At 70.7% G+C, this 23,933-nt stretch carries 21 protein-coding genes; 13 read left to right on the top strand and 8 right to left on the bottom strand.

Annotation, left to right across the window (positions count from 1 at the left end; genetic code table 11):
* Positions 1-4: 4 nt before the first annotated feature.
* Genes Ato02nite_RS14330 through Ato02nite_RS14315 form a run of 3 tightly spaced genes read right to left on the bottom strand, consistent with a single transcriptional unit; the run spans position 5 to position 5,127 of the window.
* On the bottom strand, positions 5-1,084 hold the full coding sequence (locus Ato02nite_RS14330; protein WP_213006987.1) for a 4Fe-4S dicluster domain-containing protein: 1,080 nt from the start codon (positions 1,082-1,084) through the stop codon (positions 5-7).
* Positions 1,071-4,334 carry a formate dehydrogenase gene (fdh, locus tag Ato02nite_RS14325; RefSeq protein ID WP_246606896.1) on the bottom strand — a complete coding sequence of 1,088 codons (3,264 nt, stop codon included), beginning with the start codon at positions 4,332-4,334 and terminating at the stop codon, positions 1,071-1,073. Before fdh ends, Ato02nite_RS14330 begins: the two co-directional genes overlap by 14 nt.
* 10 nt (positions 4,335-4,344) lie before the next feature.
* Entirely contained in the window at positions 4,345-5,127 is a 783-nt protein-coding gene (locus Ato02nite_RS14315; protein WP_246606895.1) for a Rossmann-fold NAD(P)-binding domain-containing protein, read from the bottom strand.
* 47 nt (positions 5,128-5,174) lie between these two features.
* Between Ato02nite_RS14315 and Ato02nite_RS14310 the strand changes: the two genes are divergently transcribed.
* The 5 genes from Ato02nite_RS14310 to Ato02nite_RS14290 all read left to right on the top strand — a co-directional run bounded on the left by Ato02nite_RS14310 (position 5,175) and on the right by Ato02nite_RS14290 (position 10,894).
* Complete coding sequence (locus Ato02nite_RS14310) at positions 5,175-5,549, top strand: winged helix-turn-helix transcriptional regulator (protein ID WP_213006985.1); 375 nt, start codon at positions 5,175-5,177, stop codon at positions 5,547-5,549.
* Positions 5,550-5,610: 61 nt separating this feature from the next.
* A complete protein-coding gene (gene selA, locus Ato02nite_RS14305; protein WP_438873040.1) occupies positions 5,611-6,897 on the top strand; it encodes an L-seryl-tRNA(Sec) selenium transferase in 1,287 nt (428 codons plus the stop codon).
* A 2-nt stretch (positions 6,898-6,899) separates the two neighbouring features.
* Positions 6,900-8,636 carry a selenocysteine-specific translation elongation factor gene (selB, locus tag Ato02nite_RS14300; RefSeq protein ID WP_213006984.1) on the top strand — a complete coding sequence of 579 codons (1,737 nt, stop codon included), beginning with the start codon at positions 6,900-6,902 and terminating at the stop codon, positions 8,634-8,636.
* 53 nt (positions 8,637-8,689) lie between these two features.
* Positions 8,690-10,645 carry a phosphocholine-specific phospholipase C gene (locus tag Ato02nite_RS14295; protein WP_213006983.1) on the top strand — a complete coding sequence of 652 codons (1,956 nt, stop codon included), beginning with the start codon at positions 8,690-8,692 and terminating at the stop codon, positions 10,643-10,645.
* Positions 10,646-10,672: 27 nt separating this feature from the next.
* On the top strand, positions 10,673-10,894 hold the full coding sequence (locus Ato02nite_RS14290) for a hypothetical protein (protein ID WP_213006982.1): 222 nt from the start codon (positions 10,673-10,675) through the stop codon (positions 10,892-10,894).
* Positions 10,895-10,907: 13 nt separating this feature from the next.
* Here the strand turns inward: Ato02nite_RS14290 and Ato02nite_RS14285 are convergent, their stop codons facing one another.
* Both Ato02nite_RS14285 and Ato02nite_RS14280 read right to left on the bottom strand, forming a co-directional pair.
* Entirely contained in the window at positions 10,908-11,834 is a 927-nt protein-coding gene (locus Ato02nite_RS14285; protein WP_213006981.1) for a serine hydrolase, read from the bottom strand.
* Positions 11,835-11,891: 57 nt separating this feature from the next.
* Positions 11,892-12,860 carry a pectinesterase family protein gene (locus Ato02nite_RS14280; RefSeq protein WP_246606893.1) on the bottom strand — a complete coding sequence of 323 codons (969 nt, stop codon included), beginning with the start codon at positions 12,858-12,860 and terminating at the stop codon, positions 11,892-11,894.
* 295 nt (positions 12,861-13,155) lie between these two features.
* Between Ato02nite_RS14280 and Ato02nite_RS14275 the strand changes: the two genes are divergently transcribed.
* The 4 genes from Ato02nite_RS14275 (at position 13,156) to Ato02nite_RS14260 (ending at position 16,898) form a co-directional block, all read left to right on the top strand.
* A complete protein-coding gene (locus Ato02nite_RS14275; protein WP_213006979.1) occupies positions 13,156-13,977 on the top strand; it encodes an IclR family transcriptional regulator in 822 nt (273 codons plus the stop codon).
* Positions 13,978-14,137: 160 nt separating this feature from the next.
* A complete protein-coding gene (locus tag Ato02nite_RS14270; protein ID WP_213006978.1) occupies positions 14,138-15,127 on the top strand; it encodes a DctP family TRAP transporter solute-binding subunit in 990 nt (329 codons plus the stop codon).
* Entirely contained in the window at positions 15,124-15,627 is a 504-nt protein-coding gene (locus Ato02nite_RS14265; protein WP_213006977.1) for a TRAP transporter small permease, read from the top strand. The genes Ato02nite_RS14270 and Ato02nite_RS14265 overlap by 4 nt, the downstream gene beginning before the upstream one ends.
* Positions 15,624-16,898, top strand: coding sequence for a TRAP transporter large permease (locus Ato02nite_RS14260; RefSeq protein ID WP_213006976.1), 1,275 nt, complete (start codon positions 15,624-15,626; stop codon positions 16,896-16,898). The genes Ato02nite_RS14265 and Ato02nite_RS14260 overlap by 4 nt, the downstream gene beginning before the upstream one ends.
* 2 nt (positions 16,899-16,900) lie before the next feature.
* Here the strand turns inward: Ato02nite_RS14260 and Ato02nite_RS14255 are convergent, their stop codons facing one another.
* Both Ato02nite_RS14255 and Ato02nite_RS14250 read right to left on the bottom strand, forming a co-directional pair.
* Entirely contained in the window at positions 16,901-17,635 is a 735-nt protein-coding gene (locus Ato02nite_RS14255; RefSeq protein WP_246606892.1) for a phosphatase PAP2 family protein, read from the bottom strand.
* Positions 17,636-17,814: 179 nt separating this feature from the next.
* Positions 17,815-18,693, bottom strand: a complete 879-nt coding sequence (locus Ato02nite_RS14250; RefSeq protein WP_213006974.1) for an alpha/beta hydrolase family protein — start codon at positions 18,691-18,693, stop codon at positions 17,815-17,817.
* Positions 18,694-18,801: 108 nt separating this feature from the next.
* On the opposite strand from Ato02nite_RS14250, the gene Ato02nite_RS14245 reads away from it, so the two are divergent.
* From Ato02nite_RS14245 to Ato02nite_RS14235, 3 genes are read left to right on the top strand one after another with little or no spacing between them, the layout of a single operon-like run.
* Positions 18,802-19,431 carry a QsdR family transcriptional regulator gene (locus tag Ato02nite_RS14245; protein WP_213006973.1) on the top strand — a complete coding sequence of 210 codons (630 nt, stop codon included), beginning with the start codon at positions 18,802-18,804 and terminating at the stop codon, positions 19,429-19,431.
* 28 nt (positions 19,432-19,459) lie between these two features.
* Positions 19,460-20,101: a dienelactone hydrolase family protein gene (locus Ato02nite_RS14240; protein ID WP_213006972.1), complete on the top strand. Its 642-nt coding sequence runs from the start codon at positions 19,460-19,462 to the stop codon at positions 20,099-20,101.
* Positions 20,077-20,748, top strand: a complete 672-nt coding sequence (locus Ato02nite_RS14235; RefSeq protein ID WP_246606891.1) for a phosphoribosyltransferase — start codon at positions 20,077-20,079, stop codon at positions 20,746-20,748. The genes Ato02nite_RS14240 and Ato02nite_RS14235 overlap by 25 nt, the downstream gene beginning before the upstream one ends.
* Here Ato02nite_RS14235 and Ato02nite_RS14230 read toward each other — a convergent pair.
* Positions 20,732-21,895 carry a D-alanyl-D-alanine carboxypeptidase family protein gene (locus Ato02nite_RS14230; RefSeq protein WP_246606889.1) on the bottom strand — a complete coding sequence of 388 codons (1,164 nt, stop codon included), beginning with the start codon at positions 21,893-21,895 and terminating at the stop codon, positions 20,732-20,734. The genes Ato02nite_RS14235 and Ato02nite_RS14230 overlap by 17 nt on opposite strands.
* Before the next feature lie 685 nt (positions 21,896-22,580).
* Between Ato02nite_RS14230 and Ato02nite_RS14225 the strand changes: the two genes are divergently transcribed.
* Positions 22,581-23,924 carry a ferredoxin reductase family protein gene (locus tag Ato02nite_RS14225; RefSeq protein WP_213006971.1) on the top strand — a complete coding sequence of 448 codons (1,344 nt, stop codon included), beginning with the start codon at positions 22,581-22,583 and terminating at the stop codon, positions 23,922-23,924.
* Positions 23,925-23,933 lie beyond the last annotated feature (9 nt).

Genomic DNA, 23,933 nt, shown 5'->3' with positions numbered 1-23,933 from the left:
CGGCTCATCCGCGCCGGCCCAGGAACGAGACCGCCACCGAGGCGGCCATGGCGAGGGCGGCCAGGCCGGCTCGTTTCCACATGTCGGGCAGGTCCTTCGTGGTGACCACCGGGTCGGGTGGCAGGCCGTACACCTCGGGTTCGTCGAGCAGCAGGAAGAACGCGCCGTCGCCGCCCACGCCGTCGTCGTCGGAATGGCCGTAGAGGCGGGCCGAGTCGACGCCCTGAGACTGCAGCGTCTCGACGCGGGCGGCGGCCTGTTCGCGAAGTGAAGCCAGCTCGCCGAAGACGATCGACTCGGTCGGGCAGGCCTGGGCGCAGGCCGGCATCAGGCCGTCGGACAGCCGGTCGTAGCAGAGCGTGCACTTCCAGGCCCGGCCGTCGTCCTCCCGGCGGTCGATGACGCCGTAGGGGCAGGCCGCCACGCAGTAGCCGCAACCGTTGCAGATGTCCTCCTGCACCACCACCGTGCCGAACTCGGTGCGGAACAGCGACCCGGTCGGGCACACGTCGAGGCAGGCGGCGTGGGTGCAGTGCTTGCACACGTTGGACATCATCAGCCAGCGGAAGTCGGTGCGCGGCGCGTCGCTCGTGCGGCCGGGGAGATCGGTCTGCGGCATGCCGAGGAACTGCGGGCCGGTGCCGGCGGCCGGGAAGAGTTGCGGGTCGACGGTGCCGGCGGCGGCGAGGGCGTCCACGGCCGGCGGCAGGCCGGGGGCGGTGCCGGTGTCCGCGCCGGTGGTGGCCGCGATCACCGCGCTCTGTGCGCTCGCCGACGGGCCGGTCGGCAGGCCCGCGAAGGCGCCCGGGACGCCGGTCGCGGCCCCGCTGTCGCTCCGCGGCTGCTCGATGAAGGCGACGTGCCGCCAGGAGTTGGCGGTCAGGCCGCCGGTGTTGTCGTAGGACTGGCCGAGCAGGTTGAAGCCGTCGTCGGGGATGGCGTTCCAGGTCTTGCAGGCGACCTCGCAGGCCTTGCAGCCGATGCAGACCGAGGTGTCGGTGAAGAAGCCCATCCGCGGTGGCGCGTCGGTGTAGCCCGCGTCCGGCGCCGGGTCGAGCGGACCGTAGAGGCTATTGCTGCCCATCAGCGTCCTCCGGAGCACGCGTGGTCACGATCGGGGTGTGGTGACCGGGGATCAGCCCGGCTCGGCGGCGGTATTCCTCGACGTACGCCAGAAGGGCTTTTCCGGTCGGCCGGCGGCCGGGCTGGATGTCGCAGGTGCCGACCTTGCTCTCCTGGATGAGCACGTTGGGGTCGAGGGTGATGCCGATCAGGTCGTTGGCCGAGTCGCCGGTGATCAGGCCCTCGGCACCCCAGTGGTAGGGCAGCCACAGCTGGTGGATGATGCGGCCCTCGATGCGCAGCGGCGTCATCCGGTCGGTGACCAGGACCTTCGCCTCGATGGCGGCGCGGGCGGTGATGACGTGCGCCCAGCCGAGATGCTCCAGGCCGCGTTCCGTGGCCAGCTCGGGGGAGACCTCGACGAACATCTCCGGCTGCAGTTCCGAGAGGTACGCGAGTTGGCGGCTCATGCCGCCCGCGGTGTGGTGCTCGGTGAGGCGGCTGGTGCCGAAGACGTACGGGAAGACGTCGGTGTGCGGCTCGGGCGGGCTCGGGTTGGTCGGGTTGTCGTCCCGGTCGTACACCTTGCGGGTGGGGTTGGCCTGTTGCCCGTAGAGCGGGTTGCGGATCATCGACTCGGCCGGCTCGTAATGGGTCGGCATCGGGCCGTCGATCAGGCCGGACGGCACGTAGAGCCAGCCCTTCCCGTCGCCCTGCATGATGAACGCGTCGTCGCCGGAGATCGCCGCCACCCCGGAGGCACCCTCGGGCGGGCGGTAGGACGGCGGCTTCGTCTTCTCGAAGTCGGGCACGTCGTGGCCGGTCCACTCGCCGGCCGAACCGTCCCACCAGACGTACGCCTTGCGCTCCGACCACGGGTTGCCGTCGGGGTCGGCCGAAGCCCGGTTGTAGAGGGTGCGCCGGTTGGCCGGCCAGGCCCAGCCCCACTCGGGCGCCACCCAGCTCTGCTCGCTGCCGGGTTTGCGGCGGGCGGCCTGGTTGACGCCGTCGGCGAACACCCCGGTGTAGATCCAGCAGCCGCCCGATGTGCTGCCGTCCGGCTTCATCTCGTTGAACGTGCTCAGCGGCTTCCCGGTGCTCAGGTCGAACCCGTTGATCTCCTGCAGCACCGCCTCGCCGGAGGGCTCGTCCTCGCCGTACTCCCAGGTCAGGTTTTTGATGCCGGCGTCGCGCGGCAGCGTCGACGAGGCGAGCCGGGCCCGGATGCGCTTGCCCAGGTGGTAGAAGAACCACAGCTCACTGCGGGCGTCGGCCGGCGGCTCGACGGCTTTCTCCCGCCACTGCAGCAGCCGCTGGGTCTGGGTGAAGGTGCCCTCCTTCTCGGCGTGCGACGCGGCCGGCATGAAGAACACCTCGGTGCGGCACGTCTCCGGGGTGATTTCGCCGGTCTCCACCTCGGGGCCGTTCTTCCAGAACGTCGCGCTCTCGATCATGTACAGGTCGCGGACCACCAGCCAGTCCAGGTTGGCCATGCCCAGCCGCTGGGCGCGGCCGTGCGCCGACCCGACCGCCGGGTTCTGGCCGAGCAGGAAGTAGCCCTTGATCTTCCCGTCGATCATGTCGAGCGCCTGCCGGTACGTACCGTGATCGCCGGTGAGGCGGGGCAGCCAGCCGTACCCCCACTGGTTCTCCTCCGTCGCGGCTTCGCCGAAATACGCCTTGAGCAGCGAAACGGCGTACGCCTCGGCGTTCGCCCAGAATCCCTTCTGCCCCGGGTGCCGGATGTCGTCGATCCAGTCCTGGAAATCCACGTGCTGGGCGTGGTGCGGCATCGGCAGGTAACCGGGCAGCAGGTTGAACAGGGTCGGGATGTCGGTGGAGCCCTGGATGCTGGCGTGCCCGCGCAGCGCGAGCACCCCGCCGCCGGGCCGGCCCATGTTGCCCAGCAGCAGCTGGATGATCGCGCCGGTGCGGATGTACTGCACGCCGACGCTGTGCTGCGTCCAGCCGACCGAATAGACCAGCGACGTGGTGCGCTCGCGACCCGAGTTGCTGGTCCAGGCTTCGCAAACCGCCAAGAACTTATCGACCGGTACGCCGCAGAGCTGCTCGACGACCTCGGGCGTGTAGCGGCCGTAGTGGCGTTTCAGGATCTGGTAGACGCAGCGCGGGTGCTGCAGTGTCGGGTCGCGTCGGACGTCACCGGGCAGCGGCGGCCCGTGTGACTCGTGCTGCTGGGCCGACGCGGTCTCCCGGCTGGCGTGCGACTCCTCGTGCGCCTGGCCGTGCTCCTCGTGCCCCGCGTACATCCAGCTGGACTCGTCGTACGTGTTGGTCTTCGGGTCGAAGCCGCTGAACAGCCCGTCCAGGTCCTCGGTGTCCAGGAAGTCGTCACTGACGATCATCGACGCGTTGGTGTACGCCAGGACGTACTCCCGGAAGTCCTTCTCGTTGCTCAGGATGTAGTTGACCACCCCACCCAGGAACGCGATGTCCGCCCCGGCCCGCACCGGCACGTGGGTGTGCGCGAGCGCACTGGTGCGGCTGAACCGCGGATCGACATGGATCACCGTGGCGCCGCGGTTCTTGGCCTCGATGACCCACTGGAAGCCCACCGGGTGCGCCTCGGCCATGTTGGAGCCCTGGATGATGATGCAGTCGGCGTTGACCAGATCCTGCAGGAAGCTGGTGGCCCCGCCACGGCCGAAAGAGGTTCCCAGACCGGGAACGGTGGCGGAGTGTCAAATACGCGCCTGGTTCTCGATCTGGATCGCGCCGAGCGCCGTGAACAGCTTCTTGATCAGGTAGTTCTCTTCGTTGTCGAGGGTCGCCCCGCCCAGGCTGGAGATGCCCAGCGTGCGGTTGAGCGGCCGGCCCTCGTCGTCGGCGTCCTCCCAGGTCTGCTCGCGGGCCTCGAGCACCCGGTCGGCGATCATGTCCATCGCCGTTTCCAGGTCGAGCCGCTCCCACTCGGTGCCGTAGGGCCTGCGGTAGAGCACGTGCTGCCGGCGGCGGTCACTGGTGACCAGGCTCAGGCTGGCCGAGCCCTTGGGGCAGAGCCGGCCGCGGGAGATCGGGCTGTCCGGGTCGCCCTCGATCTGGACGACCTTCTCGTCCTTGACGAAGATGCGCTGGCCGCAGCCGACCGCGCAGTAGGGGCAGACCGACTTGGCGACCCGGTCGGCGGTCTCGGTGCGCGCGGTCAGCGACTTGGAACGGTCGGACTGCGCGGCGGCACCACGGCCGAGCGGGTCGGTCCCGGTCAACTGCCGGTAGACCGGCCAGCCTTCGATCCAGGTCCGGACGCCCACGTGATCGACCCTAGCCCGGCGGGACGGTCCCCGCACGGAGCAATATTCGTTCGGTGGTCAACTCGAGCCGCCGCGCCGCGTCCGGGTCCAGCGTCGGGAAGCTCAGCGGCAGCTCACGGCCTCGGTCCACGGCCGTCAGCGGGGCGGCCGGCGGATTGTCGAGCCAGTTGTCGATCGGCTTGATCGACTCGCTGACCGGTCGCGCCTTGACCGCCGCGGCGATCCTGACGGCGGCCCGGAGAACCGCCGGCAACGGGGAAAGGTCGCCGCTGCGCGTGAAGCCGGGGTGGTAGAGGACGTACCGTGCCTTGCTCTTCGAGTGGAGCAGGCCGAGCAGATCGTTGAGGCGCCCGGCCTGCAGTTGGGCCCGCACCATCCGGTACCCGTGGGTCAGCTGCAGGTCGTCCCAGGCGATCGTGCCCTTGCTGATCCCCACCCCCGCCACGTTGACGATCACCCCGGCCGTGTCGAAGAAGGCCCGCCCGAGCAGGTAACGGCTCAGGTAGTAGAGGGCGAACGTCCGCTCCAGGCCCTGCCGGGTCTCGATGCGGTGCGGCGCCGGCCCGTTGGCGAACAGCGCGACCGCGTCCACCACCGGCCACCGCTCCCGGATCACGTCGATGACCCGTAGCGTGTCCTCGACGTCGCTCAGATCGACCGGCAGGAAGTGCCCCTGTCCCAGAAATCGCGGATCGCGGCCCAGCGCGATGACCTCGTCGCCCCGGGCCGCCCGGGCCCGGGCCAACGCCAGTCCCATCCCGTTCGTGCCGCCGCTGATCAGAATTACGCTCACGAGAGAATCCTCGCGGCGGGCGCGAACGGCGGAAAGGAGGCAGTTTCATGTCCGGTACGAACACTGGTGTGCCCTCCATGCTCGCCACCCGGCTGCCCACCCCGATCCCGGCCGCCGAGCACGAGATCTGCCCGGTGACCGACGTGCTCCGCCGGGTCGGCGACAAGTGGACGGTGCTGGTGCTGGCCCTGCTCGGGCAGCAGCCCTACCGCTACAACGAGCTACACCGCTCGATTCCCGCGATCAGCCAGCGCATGCTGACCCGCACCCTGCGCTCCCTGGAGACCGACGGCCTGATCTCCCGGACGGTGTACGCGACCGTGCCGCCCAGCGTCGAGTACCGCCTCACCCCGCTGGGCACGAGCCTTCTGGAGCCGCTGTCCGCCCTGGCCGACTGGGCGGTGCGCCATCACCGCACCTAGAGGTGCGGCTCGTCCCTGCCGCAGCCGCTCCTCGACAACCCGTACGGCATAGATTTGGGGTGTGGATCCTCGGCGGCAGGTGCCGCGTACCGATGTCGTCCTCGCCGATCCCCGGCTGCGGGACGCCGCCGGCCGGCTCGGGCGGCCGGCCGTCAAGGCCGCCGTCAGCGCCGCCCAGCAGCTGGTGCGGGAAGGCTCGCTGAGCCCGGAGAGCGTGGCCGACGCGGCTGTTTCGGCTCTGCCAGGCACGGCCGGTGGGTTGCGGCCGGTGCTCAACGCGACCGGCGTCGTCCTGCACACCAACCTCGGCCGGGCGCCCCTGTCCGACGCCGCGCGGGAAGCGATCGCCGCCGCCGCCGGTAACACCGACGTCGAGATGGACCTGGTCACCGGGCGGCGGGCGAAACGGGGGCGCACGGCTCTCGCCGCACTGCGCGGCTCGGTGCCGGACGCCGGCGACGTGCACGTGGTCAACAACGGGGCCGCCGCGCTGGTGCTGGCGGCCACCGCCCTGGCGGCGGGCCGGGAGATCATCGTCAGCCGGGGCGAGATGGTGGAGATCGGCGACGGCTTCCGCCTGCCCGACCTGCTCGAATCGACCGGGGCGCGGCTGCGGGAGGTCGGCACCACCAACCGCACGTCCATCCAGGATTATGAAAAGGCGATAAATCCGGCAAGCGGCTTCATCCTCAAGGTGCATCCGTCCAACTTCTCGATCACCGGCTTCACGAGCGGAGCCACGATCAAGGAGCTGTCCGGCCTCGATATTCCGCTTATTTCCGACATCGGCTCGGGGCTGCTGAAGCCGGACCCACTGCTGCCCGGCGAACCGGACGCGGCCACCACCCTGCGAGACGGCGCCGACCTGGTCATCGCCAGCGGCGACAAACTGCTCGGCGGCCCGCAGGCCGGCCTGATCCTGGGCGACGCCACGCTCGTCGAAAGACTGCGCCGCCACCCCCTCGCCCGGGCGTTGCGCGTCGACAAGCTCACCCTCGCCGCTCTGCAGGCCACGATCGACGGCCCGCCGACCCCGGTGCGACAGGCGCTGCACCTCGACGCGGCGCTGCTCCGCGACCGCACCGAGAGCGTGCGGGCCTGCCTGGCCGAGAAAGGCGTCCCGGTCACCCTGACCGAATCGGTCGCGGTCGTCGGCGGCGGGGGAGCGCCGGACGTCCGGCTTCCGTCGTGGTCACTCTCCCTGCCCGAGGCGTACGCGGTCAGCCTGCGCCAAGGAGCAACCCCGGTGGTCGGCCGGGTCGAGCGCGGGCGTCTGCTGCTCGATCTGCGATGCGTGCCCGCGACGTCGGACGAGGACCTGATCGCCGCCGTCCTGGCGGTGGCCTGACCATGCACGTCGTGGCGACCGCCGGGCACGTCGACCACGGCAAGTCCACCCTGGTCCGCGCCCTGACCGGGATGGAACCGGACCGGTGGGCCGAGGAACGCCGTCGCGGCATGACCATCGACCTCGGCTTCGCCTGGACCGCGCTGCCGTCGGGGGAGACGGTCGCGTTCGTCGACGTGCCCGGCCACGAGCGCTTCGTCCCGAACATGCTGGCCGGGATCGGCCCGGTCCCGGCCGCGATGATCGTGGTAGCCGCCGACGAGGGCTGGATGCCCCAGTCGGCCGAGCACCTGGCCGCGCTCGACGCCCTCGGCGTACGCCATGGTCTGCTCGTCGTCACCCGCAGCGACCTGGCCGACCCGGCCCCGGCCCGGGCCGAGGCCCGGGACAGGATCGCGGCCAGCAGCCTCGGCGCGGTCGAGGCGGTCGCGGTCTCCGGCACGACCGGCGAGGGGCTGGGCGAGCTGCGATCGGCCTTGGATCGCCTGGTCGCCGCACTGCCCGCGGCCGACCCGGACGGCCCGGTCCGGCTGTGGATCGACCGCGTCTTCACCATCAAGGGCGCCGGCACAGTCGCCACCGGAACCCTCGGCCGCGGCCGGGTCGCGGTGGGCGACGAACTCACGCTCGACAATGATTCCGTACGGGTACGCGGTCTGCAGGCGCTCGGGAAACCGGCCGGCGAGGTCACCGCCGTGGCCCGGGTGGCGGTGAACCTGCGCGGTGTCGCCAAGGACCGGCTGTCGCGGGGCGACGCCCTGCTCACGCCGGGTAGCTTCCGGCAGACCGACCTGATCGACGTCCGGCTGCACGGCGACCCGGTCAAGGAGCTGCCGCCGACCGTCACCCTGCACATCGGCTCGGCCGCCGTCCCGGCCCGGGTCCGCCCGCTCGGCGCCGACACCTGCCGTCTTCGCCTGGGCCGCCCGTTGCCGCTGCGCCTCGGCGACCGGGCGCTGCTGCGCGACCCCGGGCGGCATCACGTGGCGGGCGGCGTCACCGTGCTCGACGTCGTACCGCCCGGGTTGAGCCGCCGCGGGGCCGCCGCGGCCCGCGCCGCCGACCTGGACACCATGGACGGTGTGCCGGACCTGGCGGGCGAACTCCGCCGCCGCCGGCTGATCCACGCGAGCGAACTGGCCGCGATGGGCGTACCCGTCTCGGGAACCGCCGTCGCCGGCGAGTGGTTCGCCGAGCCCGGCCATTGGGCGGGGTTGGCGGACCGGCTGGTCGCCGAGGCGACCGCCTACCGGTCGGCACACCCGCTGGAGGCCGGCGCCCCGGTCGAGGCCTTGCGGCACCGGCTCGGCCTGCCCGACCGGATCCTGGTCGAAGCCCTGGTCAGACCGCCGCTGCGGGTGCGCAACGGGCGGGTCGAGACCGGGGCCACCGGCATCCCGGCCGAGCTGGTCGCGGCGGTCGGCAAGGCGTTCGACGGCAAGCCGGCGTTCGCCGCGCCGGAGGCCTACGAACTGGCCGAACTCGGTCTGGGCGCCCGGCAGCAGGCGGCCGCGGTCCGGGCCGGGCTGCTCGTCCAATTGGCCCCCAACGTCGTGCTGCGGGCCGGCGCGCCGGAGGAGGCCGCGGCGGTGCTGCGCGGAATTCCGCAACCGTTCACGCTGAGCGAGGCCCGCCGGGCGCTGGACACCACCCGCCGGGTCGCGGTTCCCCTGCTCGAGCTTCTCGATCGGACCGGAGTGACCGGGCGGCTACCGGACGACCGCCGCCTGTTCGTCTGACCGCAGCCTCACCGCAGCCCGCCGTTACCGGCCGGGCACCGAGACTGCTCGGCATGGATCGCATCAATCGTCGTGGATTCCTGGCCCTCGCCGGCGGCGCGACCGCCATGGCCACCCTGTCGCCGAGCATCGCCCGGGCCGCGGCCATCCCCGCCGACCGGCGCACCGGCACGATCGCCGACATCGAGCACATCGTCGTTCTCATGCAGGAGAACCGGTCCTTCGACCACTATTTCGGGGCGCTGCGCGGAGTGCGCGGCTTCGGCGACCGCACCCCGGTGACGCTGCCGGACGGTCGGTCGGTGTGGAACCAGGGCGGGGTGCTGCCGTTCCGGCCCGACGCCGACGACCTGGGCCTGCAGTTCCTGCAGGACCTGCCGCACGGCTGGAACGACGGGCACGACGCCTTCAACGGCGGGCGCTACGACCGGTGGCTGCCGGCCAAGACGGCGACCACGATGGCGTACCTGACCCGCGACGACATCCCGTTCCACTACGCGCTGGCCGACAGCTTCACCATCTGCGACGCCTACCACTGCAGCCTGATGGGCCCGACCGACCCGAACCGCTACTACATGTGGAGTGGGTACACCGGCAACGACGGCACCGGCGGCGGTCCGGTCGTCACCAACGACGAACTCGGCTACGGCTGGACCACCTATCCGGAGCGGCTCGAGGCGGCCGGTGTCTCCTGGAAGATCTACCAGGACGTGGGGGACGGGCTCGACGCCGCGGGCTACTGGGGGTGGACCTCCGACCCGTACATCGGCAACTACGGCGACAACTCGCTGCTGTACTTCGACGCCTACCGCAACGCCGCGCCCGGCTCGCCGCTCCATCAAAAGGCCCGCACGGGTACGAACCTCAAGGCGGGCGAGGACATGTTCGCACCGCTGCGCGACGACGTGCTGGCCGGGAAGCTGCCGCAGGTGTCCTGGATCATCGCTCCCGAGGCGTACACCGAGCACCCGAACTGGCCGGCCAACTACGGCGCCTGGTACATCGCCCAGGTCCTGGACGCGCTCACCGCCGACCCGAAGGTCTGGGCCCGGACCGCGCTGCTGATCACCTACGACGAGAACGACGGCTTCTTCGACCACATGGTCCCCGCCTATCCCACCGCCGGGAACTCGACCGTGGACCTTCGTGACGAATTCCGGCCGGCCTCGGACGGGCACGTTGCCGGGCCGTACGGCCTGGGCCAGCGGGTGCCGATGCTGGTGATCTCGCCATGGAGCACCGGCGGCTACGTCTGCTCCGAGGTCTTCGACCACACGTCGATCGTCCGGTTCATCGAGAAACGCTTCGGCGTGCACGAACCCAACATCTCGCCGTGGCGGCGCGCCGTCTGCGGCGACCTGACGGCCGCCTTCGACTTCCGCAAGGCCCGCCCGGCGGCACCGCGACTGCCGGACACTTCGGCGTACGCTCCCGCCGACCGCGACCGCCACCCCGACTACGTGCCGTCCCCGCCGGCCGACCCGAAACTGCCCACCCCCGAGCACGGCGTACGCCCGGCCCGGCCGCTGAGCTACGACCTGGCCGCCGACGCCCGGTACGCGGCCGGCCAGGTGCGAGTCACCTTCGCCAGTCGCGGGCGGGCCGGCGCGGTCTTCTACGTCACCGAGGCCGGCGGCGAACCGAGCACCTACACGGCCGCGGCCCGAACCCACCTGACCGGCACCTGGCCGGACACCGCCGACCTGGGAGTGCACGGCCCGAACGGCTTCTTCCGCCGCTTCCGCGGCGCCGGCGTGGAGGTGACCGTCCGGGAGGCGCGACTGACCCTGGCCAACCCGTCGTCGAAGGCGACGAGGGTCGTCCTGACCGACGCCTACCACGGCGAACACGCCGTGATCCGGCTGAACCCGGGCCAGAGCCAGGTCCGCCATCTCCCGCAACACCACAACTGGTACGACGTGACGGTGACCAGTGACCTGAACCCGACCTACCTACGCCACCTGACCGGCCACATCGAGGACGGCGAGCCGGGGGTCAGCCAGCCTTGACCCGGTACCCACGACTGGAGTTGACGCATGCTTTTCGCGATGCCGGCGCTGGACGACGAGGACGTGCGGGTCAGCGGCGCACTGGATGCCATCCGCGACATCCAAACGCTGACCCGAACCGGCCTTCCGACACCGCAGGGCAACGCCACCACCCGCGTCTACCTGCTGTCCGGTGTAGCAGCCGACATTTCCGAGGCCGCGGCGGCCGCGGTGCGCAGTCCCGGGCGGGACCCCTACTCGCGGCGCTGAGGCCGGCCGAGCCTCAGTAGCCGAGGAACTGGCGGGTCAGTTTTGCCACCCTCTGGACCAGGGTGACGCCCGACGACATGGATCGGTTGTCGTGCGACAGGACGGTGATCGAGACGTTGACGTCGCCGTCCTGGTCGGTGAGGCGGCCGATCGTGTTGACGGCCCACAGGCCCCCGTCGGCCGACCGGGTGTCCCAGCCGTTCTTGACGGTCGCGGTCTCGCCGGACTTCGCGAGTGCGGGGACGCCCCAGCGCTGCGCCGCCGACACCGTACTCATCAGCTGGAAGATCGTCTTGCGGGAGGCGGAGTTCAGCGGGCCGGAGGTGTCCGTGAACTCGCTCAGCAGGCGGATCTGGTCGTTGGCGGTGGTCCGGGTCAGGCCCCACGCGCTGTTGACCACGGTGTGGGTCAGGCCGAGCTTGCGGTTGCAGGCCCCTACCCCGGAACGCCCGCCGACGTGCTGGAACAGGCTGGTCGCCGCGTTGTTGTCGCTGAGCCGGATCATCGGCTTGGCCAGCGCCATCTCGCTCGAGGTCGGCCCGTGACCGGCGGCCTGGTCGTGCAGGAGCATGCAGGCGAGGATCTGTGCCTTCGCGATGCTCGCGGTGTCGAAGCTGACGGTGCCACGGTAGGCGTACTTCTCGCCGGTGTTCTTGTCGAGCACGGCCACGGAGAAGGAGCCCGGCACCTTGGCCAGCGCCGTGTTCAGCTTCTTGGCCTTCGCCGGCCAGTCGACCGTGGTGTCGGTGGCGCTGGACGACGGGGAGACCGACGCGGACGGGGAGGGCGCGGCCGAGGGCGCCGGCGAGGCGGACGGGGCGGGGCTCACCCATGACGGTTTCGCGGTCGACGGCGCCTGGTCATCGCCGGAGCCGCAGCCGCCGAGCAGGGTGACCAGGATGGCCAGGGCGACGTAGCGGGAACGCTGCACCCGATGCATACTGCCCGGCCAAGGTCTAACTCTCAAACCGCCCGGCGGGAAAGCCCCGCCCGTTCGTCAGCCGATCGGGTTCCAGCCGTCGGACCCGGCCAGATACTTCTGCGGGGTGTAGTTCGCGGCCGTCGAGTCGCTCATCTGCCGGCGGTTGCTGTTGGTGGTCGCGCCCGAGCCGGTGTTCTTGTATTCGTAGAAGCGGGCGTTCTTCCACGAGTTGCTGGACATGTCGATCCACGGCTGCGCGGTCGCGATGGTGGCGCTGAGCGACGACTCGCGGAACAGCACCTGCGCGGCCGGGCCCCACGGGCGGCCGAGTTGCGTGGTGTTGTTCGTCGCGCCGGTGATCGTGCTCTTGTAGATCAGGAAGCCGTAGGTGTTGCCCGACGGCGTCCGGGCCGCCGTCAGCGGGCCGCCGGTGGAGCGCTTCTCGTAGATCGACGTCGCGTTGAAGACGGCGGTGGCGTCGCCGAAGATGAAGTCGACGGTGCCCTCGACGTACGAGTTGGCGATGTACTGCCGCTGCGTGTTGGCCAGCAGGGTGTCCTGGTTGCCGAGGAACCGGACGTTCTTGTAGATCCCCTTGTCGCCGTTCATGTTGATCGCGACGGCCTGGCTGCCCGTGCCGTAGTCGTTGGAGAAGGTCAGGTTGGTCGCGATGAACTCTTTCGCGTTGACCGTCACGGTGGCGCTGCCGAAGGTGCCGTAACCGCCGGCGTTGCTGCGGTTGTTGACGATCACCACGTTGCTCGGCCCGGAGCCGGTGCCGTTCAGCGTGATGTACGGCTTGTTCGACGGGATGGTGACGATCTCCCGGTAGGTGCCGGCCTTGATGTTGATGGTGGCCCGGCTGGCGTTGTTGGCGGCGACCGCGTTGACCGCGGCCTGCACGGTCTTGTACTGGCCGCTGCCGTCGGCGGCGACGGTCAGCGTGGTCGCGGCCTCGGAGGACAGCGCGGTCACGCCGACGACGGCGGCGGCGCCGCTGACGACCGCGACGAGCGCGGCCGACCATTTCACGATTCTGGGCACGGTGGAACTCCTCGGTCTGGTGCGGAAGCGGGTCGCGCCGCACCGCCGGCCGTGCCTCGCGGCGGTGGATCGCGGGGCACCGCCACACGGCGGTATCGGCACGCCGGCACCGGTCGAGGAGTGCCGTCGGTCAGGACGGCGAGGTGCCGGTCGAGCAACCGAAACCCTACGACCGTCCACGGAGCCCGGTCAATCGATGCAAATAAATGCAAGTCCGGCGTACGGGCCGACGCGCGGCCGTCCAGGATGTGCCTCGCGTCTACAAATGTGGACGCCCATCGCTATGGTGGAGCTCATGCCCAACGCCCGTCCGCGCTCCGCCCGGCCGTCCGCGCCCGAGTCAGCGACCGTCAACGATGTGTCACCGGTCAAGTCGGCCGAGCGCACGGTGAAGATCCTCGAGACGCTGGCCGCATCGCCGACCCGCCTCACGCTGTCGGAGCTGCAGGAGCGCATGGGTTACCCGCGGTCCAGCCTGCACGCGCTGGTGCGTACCCTGCGCGACCTGAAGTGGGTGGAGACCGACGAGAGCGGTTCGGCCTTCGGCGTCGGCCCGCATGCGCTGCTGTCCGGCACGGCCTACCTCGACCGCGACCCTGCCCTCCGGTCAGCTTGCGAGACGCTCGAGGACCTGCGCACCGAGATCGGCTACACCATCCATTACGCCCGCCGCGACGACGCGCACGTGCTGTATCTGGCCAGCCGTGAGTCGCGCAACTCGGTCCGCCTGGTGTCCCGGGTCGGCCGCCGGCTGCCGGCCCACGTCACCGCGCTCGGCCAGGCACTGCTCGCCGACCTGACCGAGGCGGAGGTCGACGCCCTGCTGCCCGGCGAGCTGACCGCGATCACCGCGAACACGATCGTCGAGCGGGCGGCGCTGCATGCGGAACTGGACGTGGTGCGCAAGCGCGGCTGGGCCGTCGAGCGGGAACAGGGCACCGAGGGGGTGGCGTGCGTGGCGGTGGCGGTCGGTTACCGCATCCCCGCGACCGACGCCGTGTCCTGCTCGATGCCGACGCACCTGGCGACCGGCAAGCATGTCGAGGAGGTGGCGGAGGCGGTCATCCGCCACACCGAGGCGCTCGCGCGCACGCTCCGCCGCGAAGGCATCCGCTAGTCGCTCGGCATCACGAGTGCGGCCAAAGTTTCAATCTGTCTATCTAGATCATGTCCACATACGTGTGCTTGACCGGATTGAAGTAAGTCTCTACGTTGGCAGTCAAATCTTCAGTGAAGACACTGTCCACATATGTAGACGTACTCCGGAGGAGCGTGTCATGAACAGGCGAAGCGTGCTGTCGCTCTCGTTGGCCGTCGCGGCCGGCGGGCTGGGTGCCTGCAGCCGGCACCCGGGCGGCGGCGGGGGTGCCACCACGATCCGGCTCGGCGACGATGTGGCCGAGGACAATCCGGAGATCGCGGCGGAGCGCTGGTTCGGCGATCAGGTGAAGTCGCTGACCGGCGGCAAGTATGAGGTGAAGGTCTTCCCGAACGCCACCCTGGGCGACTCGAACCGGATGAACGAGCAGGTCCGCAGCGGCACCCTGCAGATGTCGAAGTCGCTGTTCAGCAACCTCACCGCGTTCGACAAGCGGCTCGGCGTGCTCTCCCTGCCGTACGCGTTCGCCAAACCGGAGGACGGCTTCACCGCCCTGTCCGGCCCGCTCGGCGACGAATGCAAGAAGATCCTGGACGGCGTCGGCCTGACCGTACTGTCGTGGTTCTACACCGGCACCCGCAACGTCTACAACACCAAGCGGCCGGTGCACGGTGCCGCCGACCTCAAGGGCCTGCGTCTCCGCGTGCCGCAGAACCCGGTGACCGTCGACTCGTTCAACGCCCTCGGCGCGCAGGCCACCCCGCTGCCGGCCACCGAGATCTACTCGGCGCTGCAGCAAGGCGTGATCGACGGCGCGGAGAACAACCCGATCTACTACGTCTCCAGCAAGCAGGTCGAGGAGGCGAAGCACTGGTCCTGGACTCGTCACCAGCTCGGCGTCGACGTACTGATGGTGAGCAAGAAGTTCTTCGCCGAGCAGCCGGCCGACGTGCAGGACGCGCTGGTGCAGGCCGGCAAGCTGACCCAGGATCACGAACGCGAGCTGTGGAACACGCAGACCGACATCTTCGTGAAGAAGGCCCAGGACGCCGGCGCCACCTCCAACGACGACGTCGACGTGGCATCCATGCAAACCGCCCTGAAACCGGTGTTCGACAAGTACCGGCCGACGTTCGGCGACCTGATGAAGCTTCTCCCGGTCGCATGAGAGCGGCACTGCGAGCGGTCACGCTCGCCGAGAACATTCTCATCGGGCTGCTGCTCATCGGGATCGTCGCGGTCATCCTGGCCCAGGTCTTCTTCCGGTACGCCTTGTCGCAGCCGCTCTCGTGGTCCACCGAGGTGGCCACCGGGCTGCTGCTCTACGTGGCGTTCGTCGGCTTCGCGATCGGGGTGCGGGACAACGCCCACGTCACCCTGAACCTGTACGAACGCCGGCTGTCCGACCGCGGGCGACGCGTCGTCCGCTCCGTCGAACTCGTCTTCCTCGGCGGCGTCCTGCTCGCGCTCGGCGTCGGCACCGTCCAATACATCAGTGAGCAACGGGACGTGACCACTCCCGCCGGGCTTCCGTTGTGGACCATCCTGCTGGCCATTCCGCTCGGCTCGGCGCTCGGCCTGCTGCACGTCGTCGTCGAGCTCATCGCCCCGCAGCCGTTGCCGGACGAGGTCAGTGCCGAGGTCGACCTGGTCGGGGGTGGCGTGTGACCCTCGCGGTCGGCTTCGTGGGCATTGTCGCGCTCATCCTCATCGGCGTCCCCGTGGTCGCCGCCCTCGGCACGGTCGGACTGGCCCAGGCCTGGTGGGACGGCCTGCCGCTGTCCGCGGCGGCGCAGTCGGTCTATCACGGCCTGGACAGCTTCACGCTGCTGGCCATCCCGTTGTTCGTGCTCACCGGTGAGATCCTGCACCGCTCCGGCGCCGCCGAACGCCTGGTCCGTTTCGTCACCATGCTGGTGGGCTGGCTGCCCGGCGGTCTAGGGATGAGCGTGGTCGCGTCCACCATGCTCTTCTCCGGTCTTTCCGGCTCGGTCAACGCCGACGCGGCGGCGATCGGCTCGACCATGATCCCGCCGATGGCCAAGGCGGGCTACCGGCGGCCCTGGGCCGCGGCGATCGTGGCGGCCGCGTCCGGCACCGGCATTCTCATCCCACCCTCGATCACCATGATCGTGCTGGGCACGGTCGCGCAGATCTCGATCCGCGATCTCTTCCTCGCGGCGCTCATCCCGGCGGCCGTGGTCGCGGTGGCCAAGGGTGTGGTCATCTACTTCTACGCCAAGTACGTCGAGCCGACCGGCGAACGGGTCGAGGTCACCGCGGCGGCGCTCGGCCGGGCCGCGGTGTCGGCGATGCTGCCGCTCGGCGCCCCGGTCATCATTCTCGGTGGCATCCTGGCCGGCATCTTCACCGCCACCGAGGCCGCCGCCGTCGCCGTTCTCTACGCCGTGCTGCTGGCGGTCGGTTACCGCAGCGTGTCCCGGTCCGACTGGGGGACCATCCTGGTCAACGCCGGGCGCATCAGCGGTGTGGTGCTGTCCCTGGTCGGGGTGGCGCAGCTGCTCGCCTTCATGCTCGCCTACGACCAGGTCGGTGTCGAACTGGCCGACTGGACCAGCCAGTTCACCGGCAACTATCTGGTCTTCGTCACCATCCTCATGATCCTCTTCTGGATTCTCGGCGCCCTGCTCGACGGCATCCCCGCCCTGGTCGTGCTGATCCCGCTGTTCCTGCCGCTGGCCGCCCAGGCCGGCATGGGCGAGCTGCACTTCGCCATCTTCAGCCTGGCGGTGTTCGGCATCTCGCTGGTCACGCCGCCGCTCGGCTCGGCCAGCTTCATCGTGACCGGCCTGGCGAAGATCCGGGTGGTCGACCTGATCCGCCCGATGCTGCCGTTCATGGCCGTCATGTTCGCGACCATCCTGCTGCTGGCGTACGTCCCGGCCTTCTCGGAGTGGCTGCCTTCCCTGGTCCGCTGAGCTCAGCGCCGGCCGGCCAGGGCCGGCACCCGATCGAAGTCCCCCCGGGGCAGCGGTTCCACCCGGCGGGCCCGGCGGGCCGATCCGACGATCAGCCAGCACAGGGTGGTCAGGGCCGCACCGGCGATCGCGTCGACGAGATAGTGGTTCGCGGTGCACAGCACGGTGATCACCATCGCCACCGGCAGGGTGACCGCGATCAGCCGCAGCAGCAGGTGCCCGGACGCGGTCGCGATGGCCAGCCCCATGACCAGGTCCCAGCCGACGTGCAGGCTCGGCATGGCGGCGTACTGGTTGGTGAACATGGCCGGCTGCAACACCCGGTAGGCGTGCGCCCCGGCGGTGACGGTGTCGGACATGCCGAGACCGGCCAGCCGTGGCGGCGCCACCGGGAACGCGGTGAAGATGATCAGGCCGATCCCGCCGGACAGCAGCATCGTGTCGCGGGCCCGCAGGTAGACGGCGGGATGCCGCCGCGCCAGCCAGATCAACGTCACCGCGATGACCGGCCAATGACCCCAGATGTAGATGTCGTTCAGCACCGTACGCAGGAACGGCATTCCCATCACCGAGGCCTGCCAGCCGGGCTCGTGGAAGAGCCCGAGCGCGCGTTCCAGGCCGACCACGGAATGCGCGTTGCGCACCGCCTCGGCGGTGGCCGCCTGAGTGGCGCCCCGAACCAGGAAGTACGCCGCGACGGCCGCGACCATCACGGCCACCTGCGGCAGCAGACGCACCCGATCGACATTGTTTCCCCGCGGCCGCAGCCGCGTCCCCCCGTTGACCGCCATGCATGGAGCCTGGTCGTTCACGCCCGCCGGGCCATCCGGCATGGACTCCGACGTCACCCTGAATTCCGTGGCCCCACACCCCGTAAGGGATGGTTCCACCGCGGTGGAACCACCCCTCGAGGGCGTCAGCCGCGGTGCGGGCAGTTCGTCTCGTACTGGCTGACCGTGGCGCCGGTGGCCGGGCCCGGGCAGAGGAACTGCTCGAAGCGGGTGTCGGCGTCGACGAAGCGTTTCAGCCACGCCACGCTGGTCGCGGCGATCGTCGTGTTCGGGATGTTCGGGGCGAAGTGGGATGCCCCGGCCAGCTCCAGGTAACCGGTGTCGGTAGTGGACGGCAGGCTCGCGAAGAACCGTTCGGAGTGCTGCCGGACCGGGGCGATGGTGTCCGCCTGCGCTCCGATGATCATGGTGGGGACGCTGACGCCGGCGAAGTTCTTGGTCAGGTCCCAGGGGGTCAACGGGACGGCCGCCTTCAGTGACGGGCGGGAGCGGGCCGCCTCCAGGGTGCCGCCGCCGCCCATCGAGTGGCCCATCACGGCCAGCCGGCTCTTGTCGATCTTCGCCCGTACGCTGCTGGTGCCGGTCAGGAAGTCCAGGGCGGCCAGCAGTTCGCGGCCGCGCTGGGCGGGCTGGTCCGAGGTGGTCAGGGTGTCGATGTTGAACACCACGAAGCCCTGTGACGCGATCCGCGGCGCCAGCCACGCCATGCTGCTGCGGGTGGCGGTGAAGCCGGGGGCGATCGCCACCGCGCCGAAGGTGCCCTGACTCGTGTCGGTCGGCGCGAAGATGTCGCCGCCGCCGAAGCCGCTCACGCTCGAGCGGGCGACCGTCGTACGGGTGACGGCGAACGGACCGTCGGTGGCCCGGATGCTCGCCGCCGACGGGTCCGGTCCGCGGCGGAACGACGCGGTCGCCGCGTCGGCGTGCGGGATCAGGGTGACCGCGGCGGCCGCCAGGGCCAGGCCGGCGGCGGCGCCGGCGACGGTGCGGAGGTTTCTACGCATGGTCTCTCCCCACGATGGTTTCTGGTGGCCGCTGGTACGGGCCATCGCCGCAGGTCGGTCGAATATCGGGCGCACCGTGAGACGGCCGTCGCAGGTGCGCCGGGGGCGTTGAACCGAATCGGTCCCGGCGGTGTTATCTCGATTCCGGACCGGGTCTGCGGGGAGGTGGGTGGCACGAGCGTCAAGGTCATCGGCCACGGTGATGTGGTGCGCGGCGCGGTGCGGCAGTTCCGGTCGTACGGTTCGCTCGACATGGATCTGCTCGCCACCCAGCTGGCGGTCAGCCGGGCCACCCTCTACCGGGTCGCGGGCAGCCGGGACGCGCTGCTCGGCGACGCACTCTGGCTGCTCGGTGACCGGCTCCTCGCCCGGGCCCGGGCGGCCCGCCGCCAGGCCGGCCCGGACGGCGTGATCGAGGTGTCCCGCCGCTTCTCCGAGCGGCTGCGCGCGTCCCGCCCGATGCGCCGGTTCATCGGCGCCGAGCCGCAGACCGCGGCGCGGGTCCTGTTCACGCCGTCGGGGGAGGTGCACCGCCGGGCGATCCTGGCCCAGCGCGACATCTTCGTCGAGGCCGGCGCCGGCCGGACCACCGACGATCTGTTCCCGCCGGCCTTCCTCTACGTGCGGATCATGGAGTCGGTCCTGTACGGCGAGCTGTTCAGCGGCCGGGCGGTCGAGTTCGCCAGCGCCGAGCGTGCTCTCCGCGCTCTGCTGAGCCCGGACATGTCGGACGTATAGGGCCGCCGATCGGGGGTATGCCGGAGGAATGCTGACGGCGACACTCTTCCCGGTGGCGGGGACCGAACTCGAGGGCGACCTCAACCTGCCCGGCGGCGCGCACGGGGTGGTGGTGTTCGCGCACGGCAGCGGCAGCTCCCGGCACAGCCCGCGCAACCGGCACATCGCCGACGAACTGGCCCGGCGCGGCCTCGGCACGCTGCTGGTCGACCTGCTCTCGCCCGCCGAGGAGGTCGACGAGGCCCGCAGCCACCACCTGCGGTTCGACATCGGGCTGCTCGCCGACCGGCTGATCGGTCTCGTCGACTGGCTCGGTGAGCGGCCGGAAACCCGGATGCTGCCGGTCGGGCTGTTCGGGGCCAGCACCGGGGCGGCGGCCGCCCTGGTCGCCGCGGCGGCCCGCCCCGACCAGGTGCACGCGGTCGTCTCCCGGGGCGGCCGGCCCGACCTCGCCGGTCCCGCGATCATCGAGGTCCGGGCGCCGACGCTGTTCGTGGTCGGCGCGAAGGACGTGGCCGTGCTGGACCTGAACGAGCAGGCCCGGGAAACCATGACGGTGACCGCCGAGCTGCGCATCGTCCCGGACGCGACGCACCTGTTCGAGGAGCCGGGCGCGCTCGCCGTGGTGGCCGAGGAGGCGGGAACGTGGTTCGCGGCTCATCTCCGCTGATCTTCGCCGACCGCGACGACGCCGGCCGCCAACTCGCCGCCGAGGTCGCCCACGCGGTGCGGGAGAGCACCGGGAAACCCTTGATACTGGCGTTGCCGCGCGGGGGAGTGCCGGTCGCCGCGCAGGTGGCCGCGCGGACCGGCGGCGACCTGGACATCGTGCTCGCCCGCAAGATCGGCGCACCGGGACGGCCCGAGTTCGGCGTGGGCGCGATCGCCGAGGACGGCCCGCCGGTCTTCGACCAGGCGATCCTCGAGGCGCTCGGGATCACCGCGGACGACCTGGCCGGGACCGTCGCGGCCGAGCGGGAGGAACTGAGCCGACGGGTACGGCGATATCGCGCCGGCCGCCCCGCACCGCACGCCACCGGCCGGGTCGTGGTGCTGGTCGACGACGGCCTGGCCACCGGCGTGACCGCCCGGGCGGCGCTGCGCCGGCTGCGTGCGGACCACCCGCAGCGGCTTCTCCTCGCCGTCCCGGTCTGCTCGCCCGCCGCCCAGGACGCCCTGTCCGCCGAGGCCGACGAGGTCGTCTGCCTGAGCGCGCCGTCGTCGTTCCGGGCCGTCGGCGAGTGGTACGGCGACTTCCACCAGCTCACCGACGACGATGTCGACGCCGCGATGCGGGGGGTCAGGGCTTCCGCTTGACCTTCCACCAGAACGTGGGTTCGGTGGTGGCCGCGTCGGTCGACAGGTCCACCCGTACGCCGGAGGCCTCGACCGCACCCACCACCTGGCCCTGGGTGACGCCGGAGGCCGGCGCCGACGTGGTGGTCTTGACGTTGACCGTCATGCCCGGCCAGCCGATGACCTTGAGCGGGCCCGCCGGGCTGACCGTCGCCGTGGAGCCCCAGGCGGTTTTCACCAGACCGACCGCTTTGTCGGCCAGCAGGGTGTACTCCTTCACGAAGGTTCGTACCGCTTTGAGCAGCTTGCGGACCACGGTGTTGACGTTCCCGAGCTGTTCCGGGGTGTGCGCGCCCGGCTGGTTGAAGACGGCGCCGACGATGACCAGCTTCTTCTCGCCGACGCTGAGCCGCGCGGCGAAGACCAGGTTGCCGCCGGCCTCCCCGGTCGAACCGGTCTTGATGCCGAAGACGCCCAGCTCACCCAGCAGATCGTTGTAGTTCTTGATCTTTCCGGCGACCGGGATGGTCGCCGACGGCAGCTCCACGATGTCGGCGAACACCTCGTCCTTGAGCGCGGCGCGGGCCAGCGTGACCTGGTCGGCCGCCGTGCTGATGGTGGTCGGCAGGTACCCCGACGGATCGGTGTAGTGGGTGCCGGTCATGCCGAGTTCCTGGGCCGCCTCGTTCATCCGGGCCAGGAACGCGTCCTGCGAGCCCGCGTCCCACACGCCCAGCATGTGCGCGATGTTGTTGGCCGACGGCAGCATCAGCGCCTCGAGGGCGTCCCGTTCGGTCAGCCGCTCGCCCGCGGTGATCGGCACCAGCGACTGGCCGAGCGGGATCCGGGCCTGGTAATCGGCCACGTCCGCGCTGGTCACCGTGAGGGTCGGGCCCTCCTCGTCGCCGCTGAGCGGGTGGTTCTTCAGGATCAGGTAGGCGGTCATGACCTTGGCGACGCTGCCGATCGGCTCCGGATCGTTGTCGCCGGAACCGCCGATCCGGCCCATCCCCTCGATCAGCAACTCGGCCGATCCCTTGGACGGCCAGGGGATCGATGGCAGCTTGCCGGGGATCTTGAGGGTGGCCGCGACATCGGTGGTCAGGACGGCGGCCGGCAGGGCCCGGTGCAACTGCGCGGCGACGCCGCCGCCGGAAAGGCCGATCAAAAGTACGACCGGAAGGAGTACGGCGAGAAGAAGTCGTCTACGCCTTCTCGGCTTCCTCGTCCCCGTCGCGGCCGGCGGTGGGGCTCCGGCTTCTCCGCCCGTCGGTGTCGCCGCTGCGGGCGCCGGCAGAGCCCACTGCGCCTCCTGCACCGGCCGCGGCGCCTGCGCGAACTGCGCGCCCTGCCGAGGCTGCGCGCCCTGCCGAGGCTGCGCGCCCTGTCCCGGCTGCGTGCCCTGTCCTGGCTGCGCCCACTGCGTCGGCTGCACGCCGGGCGTCGACCGCGCGCCCCCCGGCATCGGCGGTGCGCTCGGGGCCGGCTGCGGCACGGACGCCTTGCCGGCCGCCCTCGCGGGGGAGGGGGAATTCGGCGCGGGCGGCTGACCCCCGTACACCCGGCCTGGTGGGGAAGCCGGCGGCGTGCCCGCCGGAGTGACCCGCGCGGAGCCCTTCGCTGCGGGCGGCCCCTCGCCGCCGCCCGACATTCCGGTCGTGTCCGGCTTCGTCCCGTCGCCCGGCCCGGCCGCCCCCGTCATCAACCCGCTCCTCACCGGCCCGGACCAGCCCGGGCGCGTGACCAGTATTCCCGGCCAGTGCCAACCCACTTGTCAGCAGATCGATAGCGCGCTGACCCTACGTCCGCTACCTGTGGTTACACGCACGGCCATGCCACCTGGGGAGAATCGGATGATCGCCGTCAGTCCGTCACAAACCCGCCCCGCCGCGCCCGTCCGCCGCGCCCATCTTGCCCTCTGGATCTTCCTGATCGCCAATCTGGTGATCGTCGAGTTGATGTTCGCCACCCCGGCCACGCCGGCGCACAACACCCTGACCTCGATCGGCCGCTTCCTGGGCCTGCACCTGGCCTTCGTCATGGCGTTGCAACTGCTGCTGATCGCCCGGTTGCCGTTCCTCGACCGCCGGATCGGCATGGACAAGCTGACCACCTGGCACCGCTGGACCGGTTTCACCATCTTCTGGCTGGTCCTGCTGCATCCCACGTTCGTGCTGCTGGGTTACTCGAAGCTCGACCAGATCTCGTTCTTCGCCGAGATCTCCAACCTCGCCAAGCAGATGCCGGTGCTCCTCGGCATGATCGCCGCGGTGCTCGTGGTCGTGGTGGCCGGCCTGTCGGTGCGTATCGCCCGCCGCAAACTGTCCTACGAGGCATGGCACACCGTGCACCTGCTGGTCTATGTGCTCGTCACGCTCGGCATCGTGCACCAGGTCTACGAGGGCAGCGCGTTCAAGGCCAACGTCCTCACCCAGGTGTACTGGTGGGGGCTGTGGGCGTTCGCGCTGGGCGCGCTGATCACCGGCCGGGTGCTGACGCCCCTGGTCCGCAACGCCCGCCACCAGCTGAAGGTCGCCGCGGTCGTGCCCGAGGCCGACGACGTCGTCTCGGTCTACGTCACCGGCCACGACCTCGGCAGGCTCGACGCCCGGGCCGGCCAGTTCTTCCTGTGGCGGTTCCTCGGTCACAACCGGTGGTGGCAGGTCAATCCGTGGTCACTCTCCGCGGCGCCGGACGGCCGCTCCCTCCGCCTGACGGCGAAGGGCATCGGCACCACCAGCGCCGGGTTGCGCGGGCTGCCGATCGGCACGAAAGTGTTCGCCGAAGGGCCGTACGGGGCGTTCACCTCGGCCCGCCGGGTGACCGGCAAGTCCCTGCTGATCGCCGGCGGCATCGGGGTGACGCCGATCCGCTCGCTGATGGAGGACGAACGCCTCACCGGCGACGTCGTGGTGCTCTACCGGGTCCGCGACCGCGCCGAGGCGGTCCTGCTCGGCGAAATGCACAACATCGCTTCCGTACGGGGTCAGCACCTGCACCTGCTCACCGGCCGCACCACCGAGAGCAACCAGCCGTTCAGCCCCGCCGCCCTCGCCGAGCTGGTCCCGGACATCGTGGAACGTGACGTGTTCGTCTGCGGGCCGGCCGGAATGACCGACGCCGTGCTGCGCAGCCTGCGCGAACTGAAGGTGCCCGCCCAGCAGCTGCACGCGGAGGTGTTCCGGCTGGCGAGCTGATCGTTTGCC

Source organism: Paractinoplanes toevensis (assembly GCF_018332695.1).
GTDB classification, from domain to species: domain Bacteria; phylum Actinomycetota; class Actinomycetes; order Mycobacteriales; family Micromonosporaceae; genus Actinoplanes; species Actinoplanes toevensis.
This window is presented reverse-complemented; position numbering and strand designations above follow the sequence as displayed.